9 protein-coding genes and 2 rRNA genes (1 of these 11 cut by a window edge) are annotated in these 19,418 nt (G+C 63.8%); 6 read left to right on the top strand and 5 right to left on the bottom strand.

Going from position 1 to position 19,418, the window contains the following annotated elements; all coding sequences use genetic code 11:
• The first annotated feature begins 86 nt into the window (after positions 1-86).
• The 6 genes from ACLF6L_RS01175 (at position 87) to ACLF6L_RS01150 (ending at position 15,443) form a co-directional block, all read left to right on the top strand.
• Positions 87-3,623, top strand: coding sequence for a mechanosensitive ion channel domain-containing protein (locus tag ACLF6L_RS01175; protein WP_412852175.1), 3,537 nt, complete (start codon positions 87-89; stop codon positions 3,621-3,623).
• 518 nt (positions 3,624-4,141) lie between these two features.
• Positions 4,142-8,815: a glutamate synthase large subunit gene (gene gltB / locus ACLF6L_RS01170; protein WP_412852174.1), complete on the top strand. Its 4,674-nt coding sequence runs from the start codon at positions 4,142-4,144 to the stop codon at positions 8,813-8,815.
• On the top strand, positions 8,808-10,274 hold the full coding sequence (locus tag ACLF6L_RS01165; protein ID WP_412852173.1) for a glutamate synthase subunit beta: 1,467 nt from the start codon (positions 8,808-8,810) through the stop codon (positions 10,272-10,274). Before gltB ends, ACLF6L_RS01165 begins: the two co-directional genes overlap by 8 nt.
• Before the next feature lie 165 nt (positions 10,275-10,439).
• Positions 10,440-14,501, top strand: coding sequence for an EAL domain-containing protein (locus ACLF6L_RS01160; protein ID WP_412852172.1), 4,062 nt, complete (start codon positions 10,440-10,442; stop codon positions 14,499-14,501).
• Positions 14,502-14,543: 42 nt separating this feature from the next.
• Complete coding sequence (locus ACLF6L_RS01155; protein WP_238617863.1) at positions 14,544-14,990, top strand: HIT family protein; 447 nt, start codon at positions 14,544-14,546, stop codon at positions 14,988-14,990.
• Positions 14,991-15,023: 33 nt separating this feature from the next.
• On the top strand, positions 15,024-15,443 hold the full coding sequence (locus ACLF6L_RS01150; protein WP_238617864.1) for a DUF1289 domain-containing protein: 420 nt from the start codon (positions 15,024-15,026) through the stop codon (positions 15,441-15,443).
• Positions 15,444-15,508: 65 nt separating this feature from the next.
• Here the strand turns inward: ACLF6L_RS01150 and tnpC are convergent, their stop codons facing one another.
• From tnpC to ACLF6L_RS01125, 5 genes are all read right to left on the bottom strand, one after another.
• Positions 15,509-17,149 carry an IS66 family transposase gene (gene tnpC / locus ACLF6L_RS01145; protein ID WP_412851407.1) on the bottom strand — a complete coding sequence of 547 codons (1,641 nt, stop codon included), beginning with the start codon at positions 17,147-17,149 and terminating at the stop codon, positions 15,509-15,511.
• 59 nt (positions 17,150-17,208) lie between these two features.
• Complete coding sequence (gene tnpB / locus ACLF6L_RS01140) at positions 17,209-17,571, bottom strand: IS66 family insertion sequence element accessory protein TnpB (protein WP_090209625.1); 363 nt, start codon at positions 17,569-17,571, stop codon at positions 17,209-17,211.
• Positions 17,568-17,948, bottom strand: a complete 381-nt coding sequence (gene tnpA, locus ACLF6L_RS01135) for an IS66 family insertion sequence element accessory protein TnpA (RefSeq protein ID WP_412851408.1) — start codon at positions 17,946-17,948, stop codon at positions 17,568-17,570. Before tnpA ends, tnpB begins: the two co-directional genes overlap by 4 nt.
• A gap of 204 nt (positions 17,949-18,152) precedes the next feature.
• A 5S ribosomal RNA gene (rrf, locus tag ACLF6L_RS01130) occupies positions 18,153-18,268 on the bottom strand.
• A gap of 104 nt (positions 18,269-18,372) precedes the next feature.
• A 23S ribosomal RNA gene (locus ACLF6L_RS01125) occupies positions 18,373-19,418 on the bottom strand (it continues 1,840 nt past the right edge of the window).

The raw sequence follows: 19,418 nt of genomic DNA, 5'->3' as shown, positions 1-19,418 counted from the left end.
GCACGCCCCGATCCTACTGCCATTGTCCGGCAGAACACAGCCCGACATCCAGCACCCTCGCAGGATACCCAGAGGTCCGTCTTTTCATGTCCACCCACCAGCGCCTGACAACCCAGCTACTGCTCATGCTTGCCCTGTGTCTCGGGCTCGGAATGCCCGTCCTGGCTCAGGAGGCCGGCGTGGCGCCGCCGACAGGTTCGGCGCCGGTCACCCAGATGGAACTGGATGCCCAGCGGGAAGCCCTTAACCAAGGCATCACCCGCGTCCGTCCTCAGGTTCAGGCCATCGATACCGGACCGGCCGAGGCCTGGCTGAGGGCCAGCCCCGAACAGCGCCTGAGCCAGCGAGCCGGTGACGGGGAACTGTCCGACGCGGAACGCGCCCTCTGGCAGACAGCCCTGGAACAGGAACGCTCCGCGGCGGAGCGACTGCGCGGCGCCCTGGATCGTGCCGGCATCGCCAAGTCGGCTGTCGAGCGTCTACAGGAGGCCCGTCAACGGCTGGATCAGAACCTGCGCCTGCCCTACACCCCGGGTCAGGAACGCAGCATCAGCCAGATCGAGGACGACATCGGTCTGCTGGAGCGGCGCCGGGACCAAACCGCTCTGGAACTGGATCAGAGACGCGCCACCCTCACCCGCCTGGAAGAACAGTCCCGCACCCAGGCCGAAACCCTGGAGCGCCTGCAGCGCCAGCGTGCCGAGGAACTGGAGGCCCTGCCGCCCGATCCGGAAGACGCCGAACTGGCCAGTGCCGTGGAGGCCACCCGGCAGGCCATCACCCGGCGCGCCGATGCCCGCGTCATCGCCGCCCAGCTGGACGGCCAGGGTCTGCCCCCCCGCATCGAAGTCCTGCGCCATGAGATCCCTTCTCTGGAACTGGAGCTACGCTGGCTGCGGGCCACGCTTTCCGCGCTGGAACAGGAACTCAACGAACGCGCATCGGAGGAACTGCGGACCCTGCAACAGGGCCTGCAGCGGCTGGTGGAACGGGAACCGGAGGCGCGAACCCGCTTTGCCGGGGAGATACAGGCCCTGCGGGATCGTTTCGACCGCATCGCCGAGACCCAGACCCGCATTCGCACCCTGCAACAGGAACGGGATCGCTATACCCGTATCGAACGGGAATTGACCCAGACCCTGGCGAACGTGCGTGAACGCCTGGAAGTCGGCGGCCTCACCGAGGCACTGGGCAGTCTGTTCCTGGAGGAACAGCGACGGCTGCGGGACCTGGACGAGGCCCGCTTTGCGGTCCGGGGCATCGAACGGGAACTGGCACAGTCCAGGCTGCGAGCCATCACCCTGCGGGAGCACCTGAGCGTTCAGCCGGGCGCCCCGACCCTCAACGGCGACGACCTGGGCCAGGCTGAGCTGCGACGACTGCAGGAACAGACCCTGACCATCCAGCTCCATGCCGAGGAAAACCTGGCCGATCAGCTGCGCCAGACCGACCTGCGGCTGCGGGCGGTGGTGGCCCTGGTGGACGAACTGGACCAGATTCTGAGGGAAACCCTGCTCTGGTGGCCCAGCCACGTGGCCGTGGGCACGGACTGGATCGCCCGCATCCCCTCCGCCTCCCTGGCCCTGCTGGACCCGGCGGCCTGGCAGGAGGTACGCCATGTGCTACGGGAGGTAACCCTGGGCAGCCCGATCCCCCTGGGACTGACCCTGCTGCTCTCACTGGTACTCTACGGGCTGGGCCGGGGCACCCCCAGCCACCTGGAAGACCTGGCCGCCCGCACCCGACATCGCTTCACCGACAGCGTCAAGCTGACCCTGCAGGCCCTGGGCTGGAGCCTGCTGCGGGTGCTGCCGGTCCCCGTCCTGCTGATGGCCACCTCCCTGCGCCTGGAGGCCATCCCGGAAGTGGGTCACGGAGTGGAGGTCCTGGCCACCATCTTCTTCAGCGCCTCCATCTGGTGGCTGGCTGGTCACCTGTTGCTCCTGCTCACCCACAGGAACGGCGTCGGCACCGCCCACTTCAAGTGGAACCCGCTCATGGTCAGGCGTCTGCGTCGACATCTGGTCTGGTTCCTGCCCACCCAACTGCTGCTGATCCTGTTGCTGGCCCTGACCTTCAGTCATCCGGCGGACCTGGTCTTCGACATCTTCGGCCGCATGGCCCTGCTGGCCGCGGTGGTGATCAGTGCCCTGTTCGGCTGGTGGCTGCTCGGCCCCATCCCCGAAGGCGAGGAACCGCCCCTGACGGAACGCCGCCGGCGCCTGCTGCGGATGCTGATCGGCGTGACGGTGCTGGCACTGACCGGACTGATCCTGGCCGGCTACCTGCTGACCGTGGCCGAACTCATGGGTCGCAGCATCGACACTTTGGTGATCGTGGGTATCGTCTGGCTGGGCTATAACCTCTCCGCCCGGGCCCTGATCCTGAGTGAAACCCGGCTGCGGGTACGGCGCATGCGCGAGCAGCGGGCCAAGGCGGCGGCCATGGAAAGCAGCAGTGCCGGTGGCGGTGCGGAAGGGGGCATGGACATCCCCGAGCCCCACCTGAGTATGGAAGACGTGAACCTGCAAACCCGCACCCTGATGCGCATCACCGTGTGGGCGGCGGTGGTCCTGGCCCTGTTCTGGGCCTGGTCCGATGTGCTGCCGGCCCTCACCTGGCTGGACGGCATCACCCTGTGGTCGCGCACCATCATGGTGGGGGAGGCCGAGGTGCTCAGCCGCGTCAGCCTGCTGAACTTCCTCATGGCCATCTTCCTGGGGGTGGTCTTCACCCTGGCGGCCCGCAACCTGCCCGGCCTGGTGGAGATCCTGCTCTCCCGCAGCACCCAGATGGACGCCGCCGGCCGTTACACCGTCACCATGCTGCTGCGCTACGCCCTCACCGTGGTGGCCATCATCAGCGTGTTCTCCCTGCTGGGGCTGCGCTGGAGCGAATTGCAATGGATGGTCGCGGCCCTCACCCTGGGTCTGGGCTTCGGCCTGCAGGAGGTGGTGGCCAACTTCGTGTCGGGCCTGATCATGCTGTTCGAACGCCCGGTGCGGGTGGGCGACACCATCACCATCGGCGAATACAGCGGCACCGTGGCCCGCATCCGCACCCGGGCCACCACCATCGTGGACTGGGACAACCGGGAGGTGGTGATCCCCAACAAGAACTTCATCACCGAACGGCTGATCAACTGGACCCTATCCGATACGGTGACCCGACTGGTGATTCCGGTGGGGGTCAGCTACTCGGCGGACGTGGACCTGGTACGGGAAACCCTGCTGAAGATCGCGGCGGAAAACCCCCAGGTGCTCAAGGAACCGGCCCCCAGCGTGTTCTTCATCCACTTCGGTGACAGCGCCCTGAACTTCGAGCTGCGAGTCTACGTGAGCCAGTTGCGCGAGCGTCTGCTGACCACCAGCGAGCTGCACACCAGCATCATCAAGCGCTTCCGGGCGCTGGGCATCGAGATCGCCTACCCCCAGATGGACCTGCATGTACGCGACATCGTCCCCATGCCCGGCGGTCCCACCCAGTCGCCGACCGCCGGTCAGCCGCCCCGCACACGCAGCGCGGCAGACCCGGACCCGGGCCTGGAGGCGCCGGAACCAGCACCGGATCCGTCGGGTTCCGAACCATCGGCAAGCAGCGAGCCGGGCGAGCGCAGCGATTGATCCCCACGCCGGTCGGAGGTAAACCCATTCGGTCAACCGGGAAGAGCCGAGATTGAAAAAGGCCATGGAAGGCCCTGTCACCTGCACCGAATCACGCACGAATTGCCCGGCATTGGTGCATTCCGATGACCGATGCCCGGTCCGCGCCCGTCTTCCAGTGTCTTTCCCCCTGAAATCCGCACGGATCTGGCACGTAGATTGATATGGAACAGGAACGACGGAAAAAACGCACCACCAATGGCCCCGGATTCCGTTAAAAGCACAAAAATTGCTCAAAAAGCGCCCCAAAATAGTTCATAAGCGCACCAAAGCAGTGCATTTTTGCAAGTTCCTGATGGAAGCGCCCGCCGCCCTCTGGCGTCTCGGACACTTTCGCTTTAATCTCCCCAACCCGCCGGAATTCGGCGTATTCACGGAAAGTCAATAGCAGGAGATCGGCGACGGCAACACCGCCCCGATCCCCCGGCACCAGACCGCCGCGGATGCCGGCCAGCGACCAGATACCAGCGAGGTCAATGATGAGCTTTCATGCCTTACCGCCCGAGCAGGGCCTCTATGATCCAGCCCACGAGCGCGACGCCTGCGGCATCGGCTTTGTCTGTCATATCAAGAATCAGAAAAGTCATCGGATCGTCCAGCAGGGTCTGGAGATTCTGGAGCGGATCAATCACCGCGGCGCCGTGGGCGCCGATCCCAAGGCCGGTGACGGCGCCGGCATCCTGGTGCAGATTCCCGATGCCTTCCTGCGCGCCCAGGTGAGCTTCGACCTGCCCGAGACCGGAGACTACGGCGTCGGCATGATCTTCCTGCACCAGGACGCGGATATCCGCGCCCGGATGCAGGCCATCATCGAAAAGCACATCCTGGAAAGCGGCCAGACCGTCCTGGGCTGGCGCGACGTGCCCACCGACAACAGCGACCTGGGCGAAAGCGTGCTGCCCAGCGAACCCAGGGTGCGCCAGGTGTTCATCGGCCGCGGCGACCACTGCGCCGACCAGGATGCCTTCGAGCGCAAACTGTTCGTCATCCGCAAGCGCATGGACAACGAGATCCGCGACGCCGGCCACGGCTTCGAGGCCTGCTACATCGCCTCCATGTCCTCCCGCACCCTGAATTACAAAGGCATGTTGCTGGCCGGTCAGGTGGGCCAGTACTACCTGGACCTGCAGGACGAGACCTTCGTCAGTGCCCTGGCCCTGGTGCACCAGCGCTTCTCCACCAACACCTTCCCCACCTGGGACCTGGCGCAGCCGTTCCGCATGATCTGCCACAACGGCGAGATCAACACCCTGCGGGGCAACGTCAACTGGATGGCAGCCCGCCGCCATACCATGCGTTCCGAGATCCTGGGCGACGACCTGGACACCATCTGGCCCCTGATCCCGGAAGGCCAGTCCGACTCCGCCTGCTTCGACAACGCCCTGGAACTGCTGGTGATGGGAGGTTACTCCCTGGCCCATGCCATGATGATCCTCATCCCCGAGGCCTGGTCCGGCAACACCCTGATGGACGAGAAGCGCCGCGCCTTCTATGAGTACCACATGGCCCTGATGGAGCCCTGGGACGGCCCCGCCGCCATGGCCTTCACCGACGGCCGCCAGATCGGCGCCACCCTGGACCGCAACGGCCTGCGTCCCGCCCGTTATCTGGTCACCAAGGACGACCTGGTGATCCTGGGATCGGAAATGGGCGTGCTGGACATCCCCGAAGAACAGATCGTCAAGAAGTGGCGCCTGCAGCCGGGCAAGATGCTGCTGATCGACCTGGAAGAAGGCCGCATCATCAGCGACGACGAGATCAAGACCCAGCTGGCCGAGGCCCGCCCCTACGGCGAGTGGCTGAAGAAGACCCAGATCCGCCTGGAAGACCTGCCCACCGGCGTCGGCCCCATGGCCCCCGATGACGCCACCCTGCTGGATCACCAGCAGGCGTTCGGCTATACCCAGGAAGACCTGAAGTTCCTGCTCACCCCCATGGTCCTCACCGGCCAGGAAGCGGTGGGCTCCATGGGCGCGGACAACCCGCCCTCGGTGCTGTCGGCCCGGCCCAAGCACCTGTCGACCTATTTCAAGCAGAACTTCGCCCAGGTGACCAACCCGCCCATCGACCCGATCCGCGAGGAACTGGTGATGTCGCTGGTGTGCATGATCGGTCCCCGCCCCAACCTGCTGGGCATCAACGAGGCCGGCCGGCACTGGCGTCTGGAGACCCCTCAGCCGGTACTGACCAATCAGGACCTGGAGCGCATCCGTCACATCGAATACCACTCCGGCGGTGCCTTCCGCACCCGCACCCTGGACGTGTGCTATCCCGCCGCCGAAGGCGCCGAGGGCATGGGCGCCGCCCTGGACCGCCTGTGTGCCCAGGCGGAACAGGCGGTACTGGATGGCTTCAACATCCTCATCCTGTCCGACCGCGACACCAACCGGGACCGGATCCCGATCCCCATGCTGCTGGCCACCTCGGCCGTGCATCATCACTTGATCGAGAAGGGGCTGCGCACCGCCTCGGGCATCGTGGTGGAGACCGGTGCCGCCCTGGAAGTGCATCACTTCGCCACCCTGGAAGGCTACGGCGCCGAAGCCATCAACCCCTATCTGGCCTTCGACACCATCCAGTCCATGTTGCCGCGTCTGCCGGAGCGGCTGAGCTTCGAAGAGGCCCAGAAGCGCTACATCAAGGCCGTCGGCAAGGGGCTGCTCAAGGTCATGTCCAAGATGGGCATCTCCACCCTGGAATCCTACTGCGGCGCCCAGATCTTTGATGCCATCGGCCTCAACACGCCGTTCGTGGACCAGTACTTCTCCGGCACCCACAGCAAGATCGAGGGTATCGGCCTGTCCCAAGTGGCCGAAGAGGCGGTGCGCTGGCACCGGCAGGCCTACGGCAATGCGGAGATCTACCGCAAGCAGCTGGACGTGGGCGGCGACTACGCCTTCCGCATCCGCGGCGAAGATCACATCTGGACCCCGGACAGCATCGCCAAGCTGCAGCACGCCACCCGCGCCAACGACGCCGGGAGCTTCGCCGAGTTCTCGCGGCTCATCGACGAGCAGTCCGAGCGCCTGCTGACCCTGCGCGGTCTGATGGACTTCAGGTTCGCCGATACCGAAATCCCTCTGGACGAGGTGGAACCGGCGGCCGAGATCGTCAAGCGCTTCGCCACCGGTGCCATGTCCTTCGGCTCCATCTCCTACGAGGCCCATTCCACCCTGGCCAAGGCGATGAACGCCATCGGCGGCAAGTCCAACACCGGTGAGGGCGGTGAAGAGCCGGAACGCTTCCTGCCCCTGGCGGACGGCTCCATGAATCCGGAACGTTCCGCCATCAAGCAGGTGGCCTCGGGCCGCTTCGGCGTCACCACCGAGTACCTGGTGAACGCCGACGACATCCAGATCAAGATCGCCCAGGGCGCCAAGCCCGGCGAAGGTGGCCAGCTGCCCGGCCACAAGGTCAATGCCCAGATCGCCCGGGTGCGTCATTCCACCGCCGGCGTGGGCCTGATCTCGCCGCCGCCCCACCACGACATCTATTCCATCGAGGATCTGGCACAGCTGATCCACGACCTGAAGAACGCCAACCCCAAGGCCCGCATCTCCGTGAAGCTGGTCTCCGAGGTGGGTGTGGGCACCGTGGCCGCCGGCGTCTCCAAGGCCCATGCGGACCACATCACCATCGCCGGTTACGACGGCGGCACCGGGGCCAGCCCGTTGACCTCCATCAAACACGCCGGCAGTCCCTGGGAGATCGGCCTGGCCGAAACCCAGCAGACCCTGGTGCTCAACCGCCTGCGGGGCCGCGTGGCGCTGCAGGTGGACGGCGGCCTGCGCACCGGCCGCGACGTGGTCATCGGCGCCCTGCTGGGGGCCGATGAGTTCGGCTTCGCCACCGCGCCGCTGATCGTGGAAGGCTGCATCATGATGCGCAAGTGCCACCTGAACACCTGCCCGGTGGGCGTGGCCACCCAGGATCCGGAACTGCGCAAGAAATTCACCGGCAAGCCGGAATACGTCATCAACTACTTCTTCTTCGTGGCCGAGGAAGTCCGCCGCCTGATGGCCAGGCTGGGCTTCCGCACCATGAAGGAGATGATCGGTCGTGCCGATCTGCTAGAGATGCGCAAGGCCATCAGCCACTGGAAGGCCAAGGGGCTGGACTACACCCGTCTGCTGGCCCGGCCCCAGGTGCCGGCCGAGGTGGCCATCTACAACACCGAGACCCAGGATCACGGTCTGGACAAGGCGCTGGATCACGAACTGATCCGGCAGGCCCAGCCAGCCCTGACCGAGGGCAAGCCGGTGAAGATCGAAACCCGGATCCGCAACTTCCACCGCACCGTGGGCACCATGCTCTCCGGTCAGGTGGCGGCCCGCTACGGCCATGCCGGCCTGCCGGACGACACCATCCACATCAAGGCCAGCGGTACCGGCGGCCAGTCCTTCGGCGCCTGGCTGGCCAAGGGCGTGACCATCGAGATGGAAGGTGAAGCCAACGACTACGTGGGCAAGGGCCTGTCCGGCGGTCGCATCATCATCTATCCGCCGGCCCATGCCGCCATCGACCGGGCCGAGGACAACATCATCGTCGGCAACACCGTGCTCTACGGCGCCATCAATGGCGAGGTGTTCTTCCGCGGCGTGGCCGGTGAGCGTTTCTGCGTGCGCAATTCCGGCGCCACCGCCGTGGTGGAAGGCGTGGGCGACCACGGCTGCGAGTACATGACCGGCGGCATCATGGTGTGCCTGGGCCGCACCGGCCGCAACTTCGCCGCCGGCATGTCCGGCGGGGTGGCTTACGTGCTGGACGAGGACGGTGACTTCGCCCAGCGCTGCAATCTGGCCATGGTGGAACTGGAGCCCATCGCCGCCGAGGACGATGCCCTGGAAGCCCTGGATCACCAGGGCGGGGATCTGGAAACCCACGGCCGGGTGGACCTGAGCCACGACATGACCAACCACGATGCCCGGCGCCTGAAGACCCTTATCGAGCGTCATCTGGCCTACACCGGCTCGGCCCAGGCCAAACGCATCCTGGCGGACTGGAATAATTTCCTGCCCCGTTTCGTCAAGGTGATGCCGGTGGATTACCGTCGCGCCCTGGAAGAACTTCAGGCCCAGAAGGCCCGTCCGCCGGGTGCCAACCGACCATTGACCGCCAACCAGCCGCTTGAGGGGAGCGCCGCTCATGGGTAAGCCAACCGGATTCCTGGAATTTGTACGCCGCGACCGGCGCTATGCGCCGGTGAGTGACCGTATCGTTCACTATCGGGAGTTCGTCATCCCGCTGAACGTGGCACAGGTGCGTGAGCAGGGGGCCCGCTGCATGGACTGCGGCATCCCCTTCTGCCATCAGGGCTGCCCGGTGAACAACATCATCCCGGACTGGAATGACCTGGTGTACAAGGACGACTGGAAGCAGGCCATCGAGGTGCTGCATTCCACCAACAACTTCCCCGAGTTCACGGGCCGCATCTGCCCCGCCCCCTGCGAGGCCGCCTGCACCCTGAACATCGACGACACCCCGGTGACCATCAAGACCATCGAGTGCGCCATCGTCGACCGGGCCTGGGAAGAAGGCTGGATCCGGCCCCAGGTGGCCCAGCGCCGCACCGGCAAGCGGGTGGCGGTGGTGGGCTCCGGCCCCGCGGGCCTTGCGGCCGCCCAGCAGCTGGCCAGGGCCGGTCACCATGTGGAAGTGTTCGAGAAGGCGGATCGCATCGGCGGCCTTTTGCGTTACGGCATTCCCGACTTCAAGCTGGACAAGGGCCACATCGATCGCCGTATCGCGCAGATGCGCACGGAAGGGGTGCAGTTCCACACCCTGACCCATATCGGCGTGGACATCCCGGTGTCGAAGCTGCAGGCGGAGTTCGACGCGGTGGTGCTGGCGGGCGGTTCCGAGAAACCCCGGGATCTGCCGGTGCCCGGTCGTGAGCTGCAAGGCGTACACTTCGCCATGGATTTCCTCACCCGCAACAGCAAGCGGGTGCAGGGCGTGTTCGTGCCCGACGAGGACTTCATCAGCGCCCAGGACAAGCACGTGCTGGTCATCGGCGGCGGCGACACCGGTTCCGACTGCATCGGCACCTCCAACCGTCATGGTGCGATCCATGTCACCCAGGTGGAGATCCTGGACAAGCCGCCGGTGAAGGAAGACAAGGGACTCACCTGGCCCAACTGGCCCAACCGCATGCGCACCTCCAGTTCCCAGGAAGAAGGCTGCACCCGGGAGTGGAATGTGGCCACCAAGGCCTTCATCGACGATGGCCATGGCCGGGTCAAGGCGGCACGGGTGGTGTCGGTGAAGTGGGAAAAGGATGCCCAGGGCCGTTTCCAGATGAGCGAAGTGCCGGGCACCGAGCGGGAAATCCGCTGTGATCTGGTGCTGCTGGCCATGGGCTTCGTGCATCCGGTGCAGGAGGGCATGCTGGCCCAACTGCAACAGGAGTCCGGCCTGGAGCTGGATGCCCGGGGCAACGTCAAGGGCGTGACCGAAGGCGCCAAAGCCTACCACACCAGCGTGGATGGCGTTTTCGCCGCCGGCGACATGCGTCGCGGCCAATCCCTGGTGGTCTGGGCCATCCGCGAAGGGCGTCAGTGCGCCCGGGCGGTGGACGAATGGCTGATGGGGAGTTCCGACTTGCCCCGGTGAGGCATCGCGTTTGGCGCCGGCCCGGTAATACCGAGCCGGCGCCAAGGCCTTTCCGGACCCGCGCTCTGTATTGATTGGTTCCTGTGGGTACCTGCCGCATGCGCGTCGGCAGCACCTATACTCTTTTTGATCTGATGATTCACGCCTGATCAAGAAGCCGCCTTCATGCCCGCACCCTTCAAGCTGACCCCCGCAGGTATCGCGCTGAGCTATGCGCTCTTTGCTGCCCTGTGGATCATTGCCTCGGGCATGATGCTGGGTCTCGCCCTGTCGGAACCCCTGGCACAGACCCGGATCGAGATGCTCAAGGGTCTGGTCTTTGTCGGCGTCACCAGCGGGCTGCTCTACCTGTTGCTTCGATTTTGGGAAGTTCGCCGCTCGGCTGACGACATCGACCCTCGGGCCGGGAGGCTATCCCGGCGGATGTCCGGCAGCACCCTGCGCCTGGGCGTGATCCTGCTGGTCCTGGCCCTGCTGGCTCCCGGCATGGGCCTGCTGGTCACCACCCTGCAACAGCCCAGGCTGGAGCAGGAGGCGATCGAGAGCCTCGACAACATTGCCCACCTGAAAGCCCGACAGATGGAACACTGGCTGATGGAACGGCAAAGCGATGCCATGGTTCTGGCCGAGCATCAGCATTTCCTGGACAAGGTGCAAGCCCTGTCGGGGCCGGGGGGCGCGGCGCTACGGGCGGAAATCCTCAGCCGTCTCGGTACTGTCCAGGCCCATTATGAATACCGATGGCTCATGCTGCTGGACCCGGAAGGCACACCGCTGATCAGCACCGGTGACCTGGAACCCCCCTCACCGGCCACGCTGGCGCTGCTGCCCAGGGCCAAAGCCCAGGGCGGCCCCATCCACAATCAGATGATGCATGATGATGCCGGGCGCATCTGGCTGGATTTCGTGGTTCCGTTGCCTCCCGCTTCCTTACACGACGGCACGGACTTCCTCGGTTTCATCCTGATCCGGGTCGACCCGGAGAAATTCATTTTCCCCACCCTGAATTTCTGGCCATCAGCCACACAAAGCGGGCATACGGAGCTGATCCGCCACCACAATGGCCATGTGGAGGTGTTCCGGTCCAGCCGACACACCCGTTCCCCGGACAAAGACGACCGCCGGGGAGAGAAGCGTCCCGCGCCCCTGTGGGATGCCGTTGCCAGCCAGGGAGAAGCGGTCGGTACCCTGCGGGGCATTGACCAACGGGGCATGGAAGTTCTGGCCGCCTTCAGACCGATCGACGGCAGTGAATGGACCCTGATCGCTCAGGTTGATCGTGAAGAAGTCCTGGCCCCCCTGCAACACCTGCTGTTCTGGAGCATCATCATCACCCTGATGGCGGTAGCCATCATCAGCGCCATGCTGCTGTTGGTGTGGTATCAGCAGCAGCGCCTGCAAAGCCTGGCGCTCACGGCCGAACAGATGCGGGCGGATCGCATCCTTGATCACTTCTATCGCCAGCCCTTCATCGGCATGGCCATCATCACTCCGGCGGGAAACTTCGAGCGTTGCAATGACCGGCTCCGCGAGATCTTGTCACTGAACTTGCAGCAGATGAAAGTCACCCTCTGGCAGGACCTGATTCATCCGGATGACCTCCCGGTCTGGCGGGCAGCCCTCCAGGGAATCCGTGAAGGGACGCCGGACACCCGCACCCTGGAGCAACGCCTGCTGCGAGAGGACGGCAAACCGGTGTATGCCTCGATCAATGTGAAGGGCATCCCCGCCCCTTCGGGGGCGGAACCCGCGCTGCTCATCACCGTGGAGGATATCTCCGGCCGCATGGAAGCCGAAGCTTCGTTACGGGAAAGTGAAACCCGCTACCGCAGCCTGTTCGAGAACAATCACACGGTCATGCTGCTGGTCGATCCGGAGGATGGAGCCATCATCGACGCCAACCCCGCCGCCTGTCAGTTCTACGGTTGGGATCGCGAGCAGATGCGACGGATGAAAATCAGCCAGATCAACCAGCTCTCCCCGGAAGACATCCAGAAGGAAATGCAGAAGGCCCGCCAGCAGGAACGCAAGTACTTCCAGTTCCGGCACCGGCTGGCCGATGGCAGTATCACCCATGTTGAGGTATACAGTGGCCCCATCAATATCCAGGGGCGTCAGCTGCTCTATTCCATCGTCCACGACATCACTGAAAAAATCATGACAGAGCAGAGGCTGGTAGAGACGGAAAGCCTGATGCGGATGGCCTCCACCCTGGCCAGGCTGGGATGGTGGCAGGCGGACCTGGTCAGCGGCCGGGTCTACTGGTCGGATGAGGTATGCAGGATTCATGACATGCCGCCAGGCACCATCGTCGCACTGGAAGACGGCATCCGCTTCTACGCCCCGGAATCACGCCCGAGGATCATCGAGGTCTTCCGTGCCTGTGCCGAAAAAGGCATTCCCTATGACGAAGAACTGCGGATCCGGACCGCCAAGGGCCGAAACCTCTGGGTCCGGACCATGGGCACCCCGGTCAGGAACGAAGCCGGGATCATCATTCAGGCCACGGGGGCCTTTCAGGATATCACCGAGCGCAAGCAGACGGAGGAACGCCTGCAACAGTCGGCCACCGTCTTCGATGCCACCAGCGAAGGCATCATCATCACCGATGCCGATGCCCACATCCTGGCCGTGAACCGGGCCTTTAGCCGGATCACCGGCTACAGTGAGGATGAAGCCCTGGGCCGCAATCCCAGCCTGCTCAGCTCAGGGCGCCATTCACAGTCGTTCTACGAGCAGATGTGGGCCAGCCTGCACAACGCCGGCCACTGGCGGGGGGAGGTCTGGAATCGTCGAAAAAACGGCGAGATGTATCCCCAGTGGGCCACCATCAATGCAGTCCGCGGCGATGACGGGACCATCACCCACTATGTCGCCGTGTTCTCCGACATCAGCGACATCAAGCGGACCCAGGAGGAAATCCAGCGCCTGGCTTACCGGGACCCGCTGACCAATCTGCCCAACCGACTGCTGTTCCGCACCCGTCTTGAACAGGCCCTGCTGCGTGCCGAATCCCGGCAATCCGGCGTGGCGGTGCTGCAACTGGATCTGGATGAATTCAAGCACATCAACGACAGCCTGGGACACAGCGAGGGGGATCAGATCCTGAGCGAGGTGGCCGATCGCCTGGAAACGGTGCTGCAGAAGGACGAAACCTTGGCACGCATGGGGGGAGACGAGTTCGCGATCCTGGTGGAAGACTCCAGCAAGAGCCGGACACGTCCGGAGATTGTGGCCGAATCGGTTCTGCAGGCCCTGCAGGCGCCGATCCAGTTACGGAACCAGGAAGTCTTCGTCACCGCCAGCATCGGCATCGCCACCTATCCCCATGACGGCCAGGACGTGGAACAACTGCTCCAGCACAGCGATGCCGCGACTTACCGGGCCAAACACGCCGGTGGCAATACCTATCGCTACTATGCCCAGGATCTGACCGAATATGCCCGGGATCGGGTGGTCATGGCGACCGAACTGCGTCATGCCATCCAACGCAATGAACTGATCCTCCACTACCAGCCGCAAGTGGATCTGTCCACCGGAGAGCTCCACGGGCTGGAGGTGCTGGTCCGGTGGGAACACCCCAGTCAGGGCCTGATTCCCCCCAACCGGTTCATCCCCATGGCCGAGGACACCGGCCTCATCCTGCCCCTGGGGCGATGGGTACTCGAACAGGCCTGCCGACAGGCCCTGCACTGGGATCGGGAGGGGCTGGTGTTCGGCCGTATTGCCGTCAACGTCTCGGGCATCCAGATCCAGCGCAGCAACATGGTGGAAACCGTGGCCACGGTGCTGCAAGACACCGGGCTGGATTCCAGACTGCTGGAACTGGAAGTCACGGAGAGTTTCATCATGGATCGGCGGCAGGGTGCCCATGAGCTGCTCGAAGCACTCAAGGCCCTGGGGGTGACGCTGGCAGTGGATGATTTTGGTACCGGCTACTCGTCCCTGTCCTACCTCAAATCCCTGCCCTTTGACTGTCTGAAGATCGATCAGAGCTTCATCCGGGGCATTCCGGAAGACACCCACGACTTGGCGATTGCCAAGGCCATCATCACACTGGGCACGAACCTGGGATTTCAGGTCCTGGCTGAAGGCGTGGAAACCGAGAGTCAGCGGGATCTGCTGACCGACCTGGGATGCCATCAGGCCCAGGGCTACCTGTTCAGCCGCCCCCTTCCGGCCCATCAAATCCACGAATTCCTGCGGGCAAGACCCGAAACGACCTGATCGCCCACACGCCGGCTTGTCCATCACGAAAAGAGAGAATCCATGGCTGCAGCCTCCTGTCCGCTCTGTACCCCACAAGATGAGACCCTGATCTGGCAGGATGAGAACTGCCGGGTCATCCAGGTGGATGATCCCGATTATCCCGGTTTTTGCCGGGTGATCTGGCATGATCACGTGACTGAGATGAGCGACCTGCCCCCGCTGGAGCAGCAGCACCTGATGAGCGTCGTCCTGGCCACGGAACGGGCGCTGCGGGCGCTGATGAAACCCGACAAGATCAATCTGGCCAGCTTCGGCAATCAGGTCCCTCATCTTCATTGGCACGTGATCCCCCGCTATCGGGAGGATGCTCACTTTCCCGAATCGATCTGGGGTTGCCGGCAGCGGGAAAGCAGTCCGGGACAGGCACCGGAGCGGGAAATCCTGGCCCACTGGATCACCTCCATCCTGGGACACCCGGGGAAACCGACCGGCGGCACCATGGTCTGAAGGCGGACATAGCCGTCTTTGGAAATCATCACCATGCTGACTCCCTGTATCAAGATCTGCCGGGCGGAAAACGGCCGCTGCATCGGCTGCGGACGGACACTGGAAGAAATCGGGATCTGGCGGGATCTGGGAGACATGCAACGACGCCGGATCATGGCTAGACTCTTGATGGAAGGCTATCCGGGATCTGCCGGAACCCAGCCTGAGACTACCCCGACATCCCGCCCCCCCAGGGAACAAGGACAACACGACACGCTCGGGGCTCAGCCGGGTCCGGAAATCACGTTCAGACCAGCCTGCAGACGCTATCCCAGGGCGGTCTTGATCGATGGCATTCCCTACGGTGAACGAGTTGTCGCGCTGGTGGAGGCGCTGCAGAAGATCGCGGACGGCGACCTTGCGGCAAAGACCTGTGAGTCCATCGCCCGCCGGGCCTTGGGAAGACAAGGCTGACACGCCCGCGCAAGCGGGAGTCCAGGGTTTTCGTATCCGTCCGGTAGCCCCCGTATAGCCAGCCGTCAGTCGGGGCTGGCATGCTCCCCGCAACTCTGGGCCAGCGGTGCCCAGTGATAGGGCAGCAGTTCGTGGAGGCGATTGGCGGGATGATCCTGGATGCGCTCAAGCACATCGATCAGATAGTGACGGGGGTTCACCCCGTTCTGCTTGCAGGTCTCCAGGAGGGTGAGCAGGATGGCCAGGGCGTGACCGCCATTCTCCGAGCCGGTGAAGTTCCAGTTCTTGCGACTCACGCATACGCCGCGCAGGGCACGTTCGCCGCGGTTGTTGTCGGGCTCCAGGCGGCCATCCTCGGTGAAGCGCAGCAGGGCCTGCCAGTGGTTGAGGGTGTAGCGGATCGCCCCGGCGAACTCCCCCCGGGGAGGCAGGCTGGGCAGGATGCGGTCCAGCAGCCGACGCAGGCGCTTAAGGATCGGCACCGTGCGCCGCTGGCGTTCCTGCCGGATCAGCTCGGGATCATTGATCCCTTGCCTTCGCAGGCGCGATTCCACCTGGTAGATCGCGGTGATCAGCTTCATGATGAGATGCACGCGGCCGCGCTGCTTGTGTTTGCGGGCGATCTTTTCGAACGGGCGCCGGGCATGGGACCAGCAGGCACACCAGACCAGCGCCGCCTGGATCCGTTCGGCATTGAGGTAGCCCGCATAGGCATCGGCTTGCAGATATCCCTGGTAGTCACGCAGGTGTGCCAGTGGACCTTCCTGGGATCGGTTGGTGGTGTAGTCGTAGAACACCGGGATGATGCCGTCTTCCCGCCCGCGGCCCAGGTAGAGCCACAGGCGGCAGGTTCGGGTTTGTCGTCGACCCTTCTCCAGTTGCGGCACCGTGGTGTCGTCACTGTGCAACACCGGACTGGCCAGGGCATCCTGGCGGATGAGGTCGGCCAGCGGGGCCAGGACCGAGGCGGACAGCAGCACGTAATCGCACAGCCGCTGGCGGGGAACGTCATAACCATCCCGGGCCAGCTGCTGACTGATGCGGTTGAGCGGCAGGTGATCCGCGAACTTGCTGATCACGGTATGGGCCAGCAGGCTGGCACCCACCTGAGCGCCGGGGATCGGCGGCGAGGGGCGTGGTGGGGAGACGATGGTGCGCTCCCCCTGATCACCCCGGATTGCATACTTGGGCACTTCATGGCGCTTGACGTACAGATGCCCGGGGGCGTACTCGAGGGTCTCGGTCACATCGACGCCGATCTCTTCCAGCGGGCCACCGTTCTGTGCCTCCAGCTGGGCCCGGGTTTCATCGTCGTAGTCGTAGCGCATCGTCTCCCGGGGCAGTTCCGGTGGCAGGGCACGGCGGCCCCGGGGCGGTTGGGTCTTGCGCCGTTTCGTGGGCGCCTGGGCGGCGGCCTCTTCTTCGTCCTGCTCGGGGATGGGTGCCTCCAGCGGATGGAATAGATCCTCCTGGAGGTAACGGCCGCGTTCAGAGCTTTGCCCGAAGCGTTTGCGCTGTGCTTCAAGGACCTGGTCCTTGAGGCGCTGCAGTTGTTCGCTCAGTTCATTGACCGTGGACTGCAGCTGAACGAGCTGCTGGGACTGCTGCGCGATGACCTCATCGCGCTCTGCCACGGCGGCGCGAAGTTGAGACTCGCGCAGGTTGGGAGGGGGCGTCGGCAGGCCTTGTGCAGCGGTGTTCGACATGCCCGCATTTTACCATTCATGGCGCGCTAAGTGGCTGACTTATAGATAATAATTATCTATTAACCGGTGGCGGTGGCAAGGCATCGTGGGGGCATTTCCAGGCGCCGCCAGTCGATGCCCTCGAACAAAGCCTGCAACTGGCTGCGGGAGAGCCGAACCTCCTCTGCATCACCCTCGGCGTGATGGGGCCACTTGAAGCGCCCCTTCTCCAGGCGCTTGTAGATCATCACGAAGCCCTGACCATCCCAGTACAGGGCCTTGAGCTTGTCTCCGGCCCGGTTGCGGAAGACGAACAGCTCGCCGCTGAGTGGATCCCGCTCCAGCACCTCAACAATCTCGATACACAAGCCATCGAAGGCCTTGCGGAAATCCACCGGCGCCACTGCCAGATGGATGGCCATCCCCGTGGGCCAGCCGATCATGCCTCCAGCACCTGCATGGCCCGTTTCAAGGTCTGCGCGCAGAACCCCGGATACAGTTCCAACCGTCGGCCATTGCCCAATGCCACGACCACCGGTCCAACCCCGGGCTGCAGCGACAGGGCCACGGGATCGGGCTTGTCCTCCACCGTGCGGACCGCCAAAAACCGCTGCGGCACGGCTGTCGGCTTCGAAGGCGCGCGCCCTGGCTCAGCCTCGCCCAGCACCCACTCCGGGTACCGCGCCGCCCATTGCGATAACTGGCGGGGCGTGACCCCATGCTGACGGGCGAAGGCCGCCTTGCTCTGGCCTGAGGCCGCCCACTGCTGGACCAGATCCTTCCAGAAAGCGCGCTTGCGCTGTTGGATACCTCTGCTCATCCGCCACATCCCCTTATTGCTTGAGATCGTACCGGTGACGATGGAGGATCAGTGGGGACTATGGAATACGGGGGCTACCGGACGGATACGGGTTTTCTGCCCTGTCACTGGATTCCCGCGTTCGCGGGAATGACGGAGGGGTGGCGGGAATGACGGGCAAGAAAAAACCCCGACCGGTTTCCCGATCGGGGTTTTGGAATAGGTGCCTGGCAGTGACCTACTTTCACATGGGGAGGCCCCACACTATCATCGGCGCTGAACCGTTTCACTTCCGAGTTCGAGATGGGATCGGGTGGTTCCGGTTCGCCATGGCCGCCAGGCAAAACTGACGCTGATGCTGATCAACTCAACATCGGCAAAATCGGGAAAACATCAGGCATGTCATGTCGTTGCAACTACACACCTCAAACTGCTTGGGTGTTATATGGTCAAGCCTCACGGGCAATTAGTACGGGTTAGCTTCACACATTACTGCGCTTCCACATCCCGCCTATCAACGTCGTAGTCTTCGACGACCCTTGAGGGGCATCAAGTGCCCAGGGAGATCTCATCTTGAGGAAGGCTTCCCGCTTAGATGCTTTCAGCGGTTATCCCGTCCGTACGTAGCTACCCGGCAATGCCACTGGCGTGACAACCGGAACACCAGAGGTACGTCCACTCCGGTCCTCTCGTACTAGGAGCAGACCCTCTCAAATCTCCGACGCCCACGGCAGATAGGGACCGAACTGTCTCACGACGTTCTAAACCCAGCTCGCGTACCACTTTAAATGGCGAACAGCCATACCCTTGGGACCTGCTTCAGCCCCAGGATGTGATGAGCCGACATCGAGGTGCCAAACACCGCCGTCGATATGGACTCTTGGGCGGTATCAGCCTGTTATCCCCGGAGTACCTTTTATCCGTTGAGCGATGGCCCTTCCATTCAGAACCACCGGATCACTAAGACCTGCTTTCGCACCTGCTCGACGTGTCTGTCTCGCAGTCAAGCACCCTTGTGCCTTTGCACTCAGTGCGCGATTTCCGACCGCGCTGAGGGTACCTTCGCGCTCCTCCGTTACTCTTTGGGAGGAGACCGCCCCAGTCAAACTACCCACCACACACGGTCCCTGTCCTGGATCACAGGACGAGGTTAGAACTCCAAACATGCCAGGGTGGTATTTCAAGGTCGGCTCCACCGAAACTGGCGTTCCGGTTTCAATGCCTCCCACCTATCCTACACAAGCAGGTTCAAAGTTCAGTGTGAAGCTGTAGTAAAGGTTCACGGGGTCTTTCCGTCTAGCCGCGGGTACACTGCATCTTCACAGCGATTTCAATTTCACTGAGTCCCAGGTGGAGACAGTGCCGCCATCGTTACGCCATTCGTGCAGGTCGGAACTTACCCGACAAGGAATTTCGCTACCTTAGGACCGTTATAGTTACGGCCGCCGTTTACCGGGGCTTCGATCAAGAGCTTCGCCTTGCGGCTGACCC

Source organism: Ectothiorhodospira shaposhnikovii, from assembly GCF_047222355.1.
GTDB lineage: Bacteria > Pseudomonadota > Gammaproteobacteria > Ectothiorhodospirales > Ectothiorhodospiraceae > Ectothiorhodospira.
Note: the sequence above shows the minus strand (reverse complement) of the source record. Positions and strands in the feature narration are given on the sequence as shown.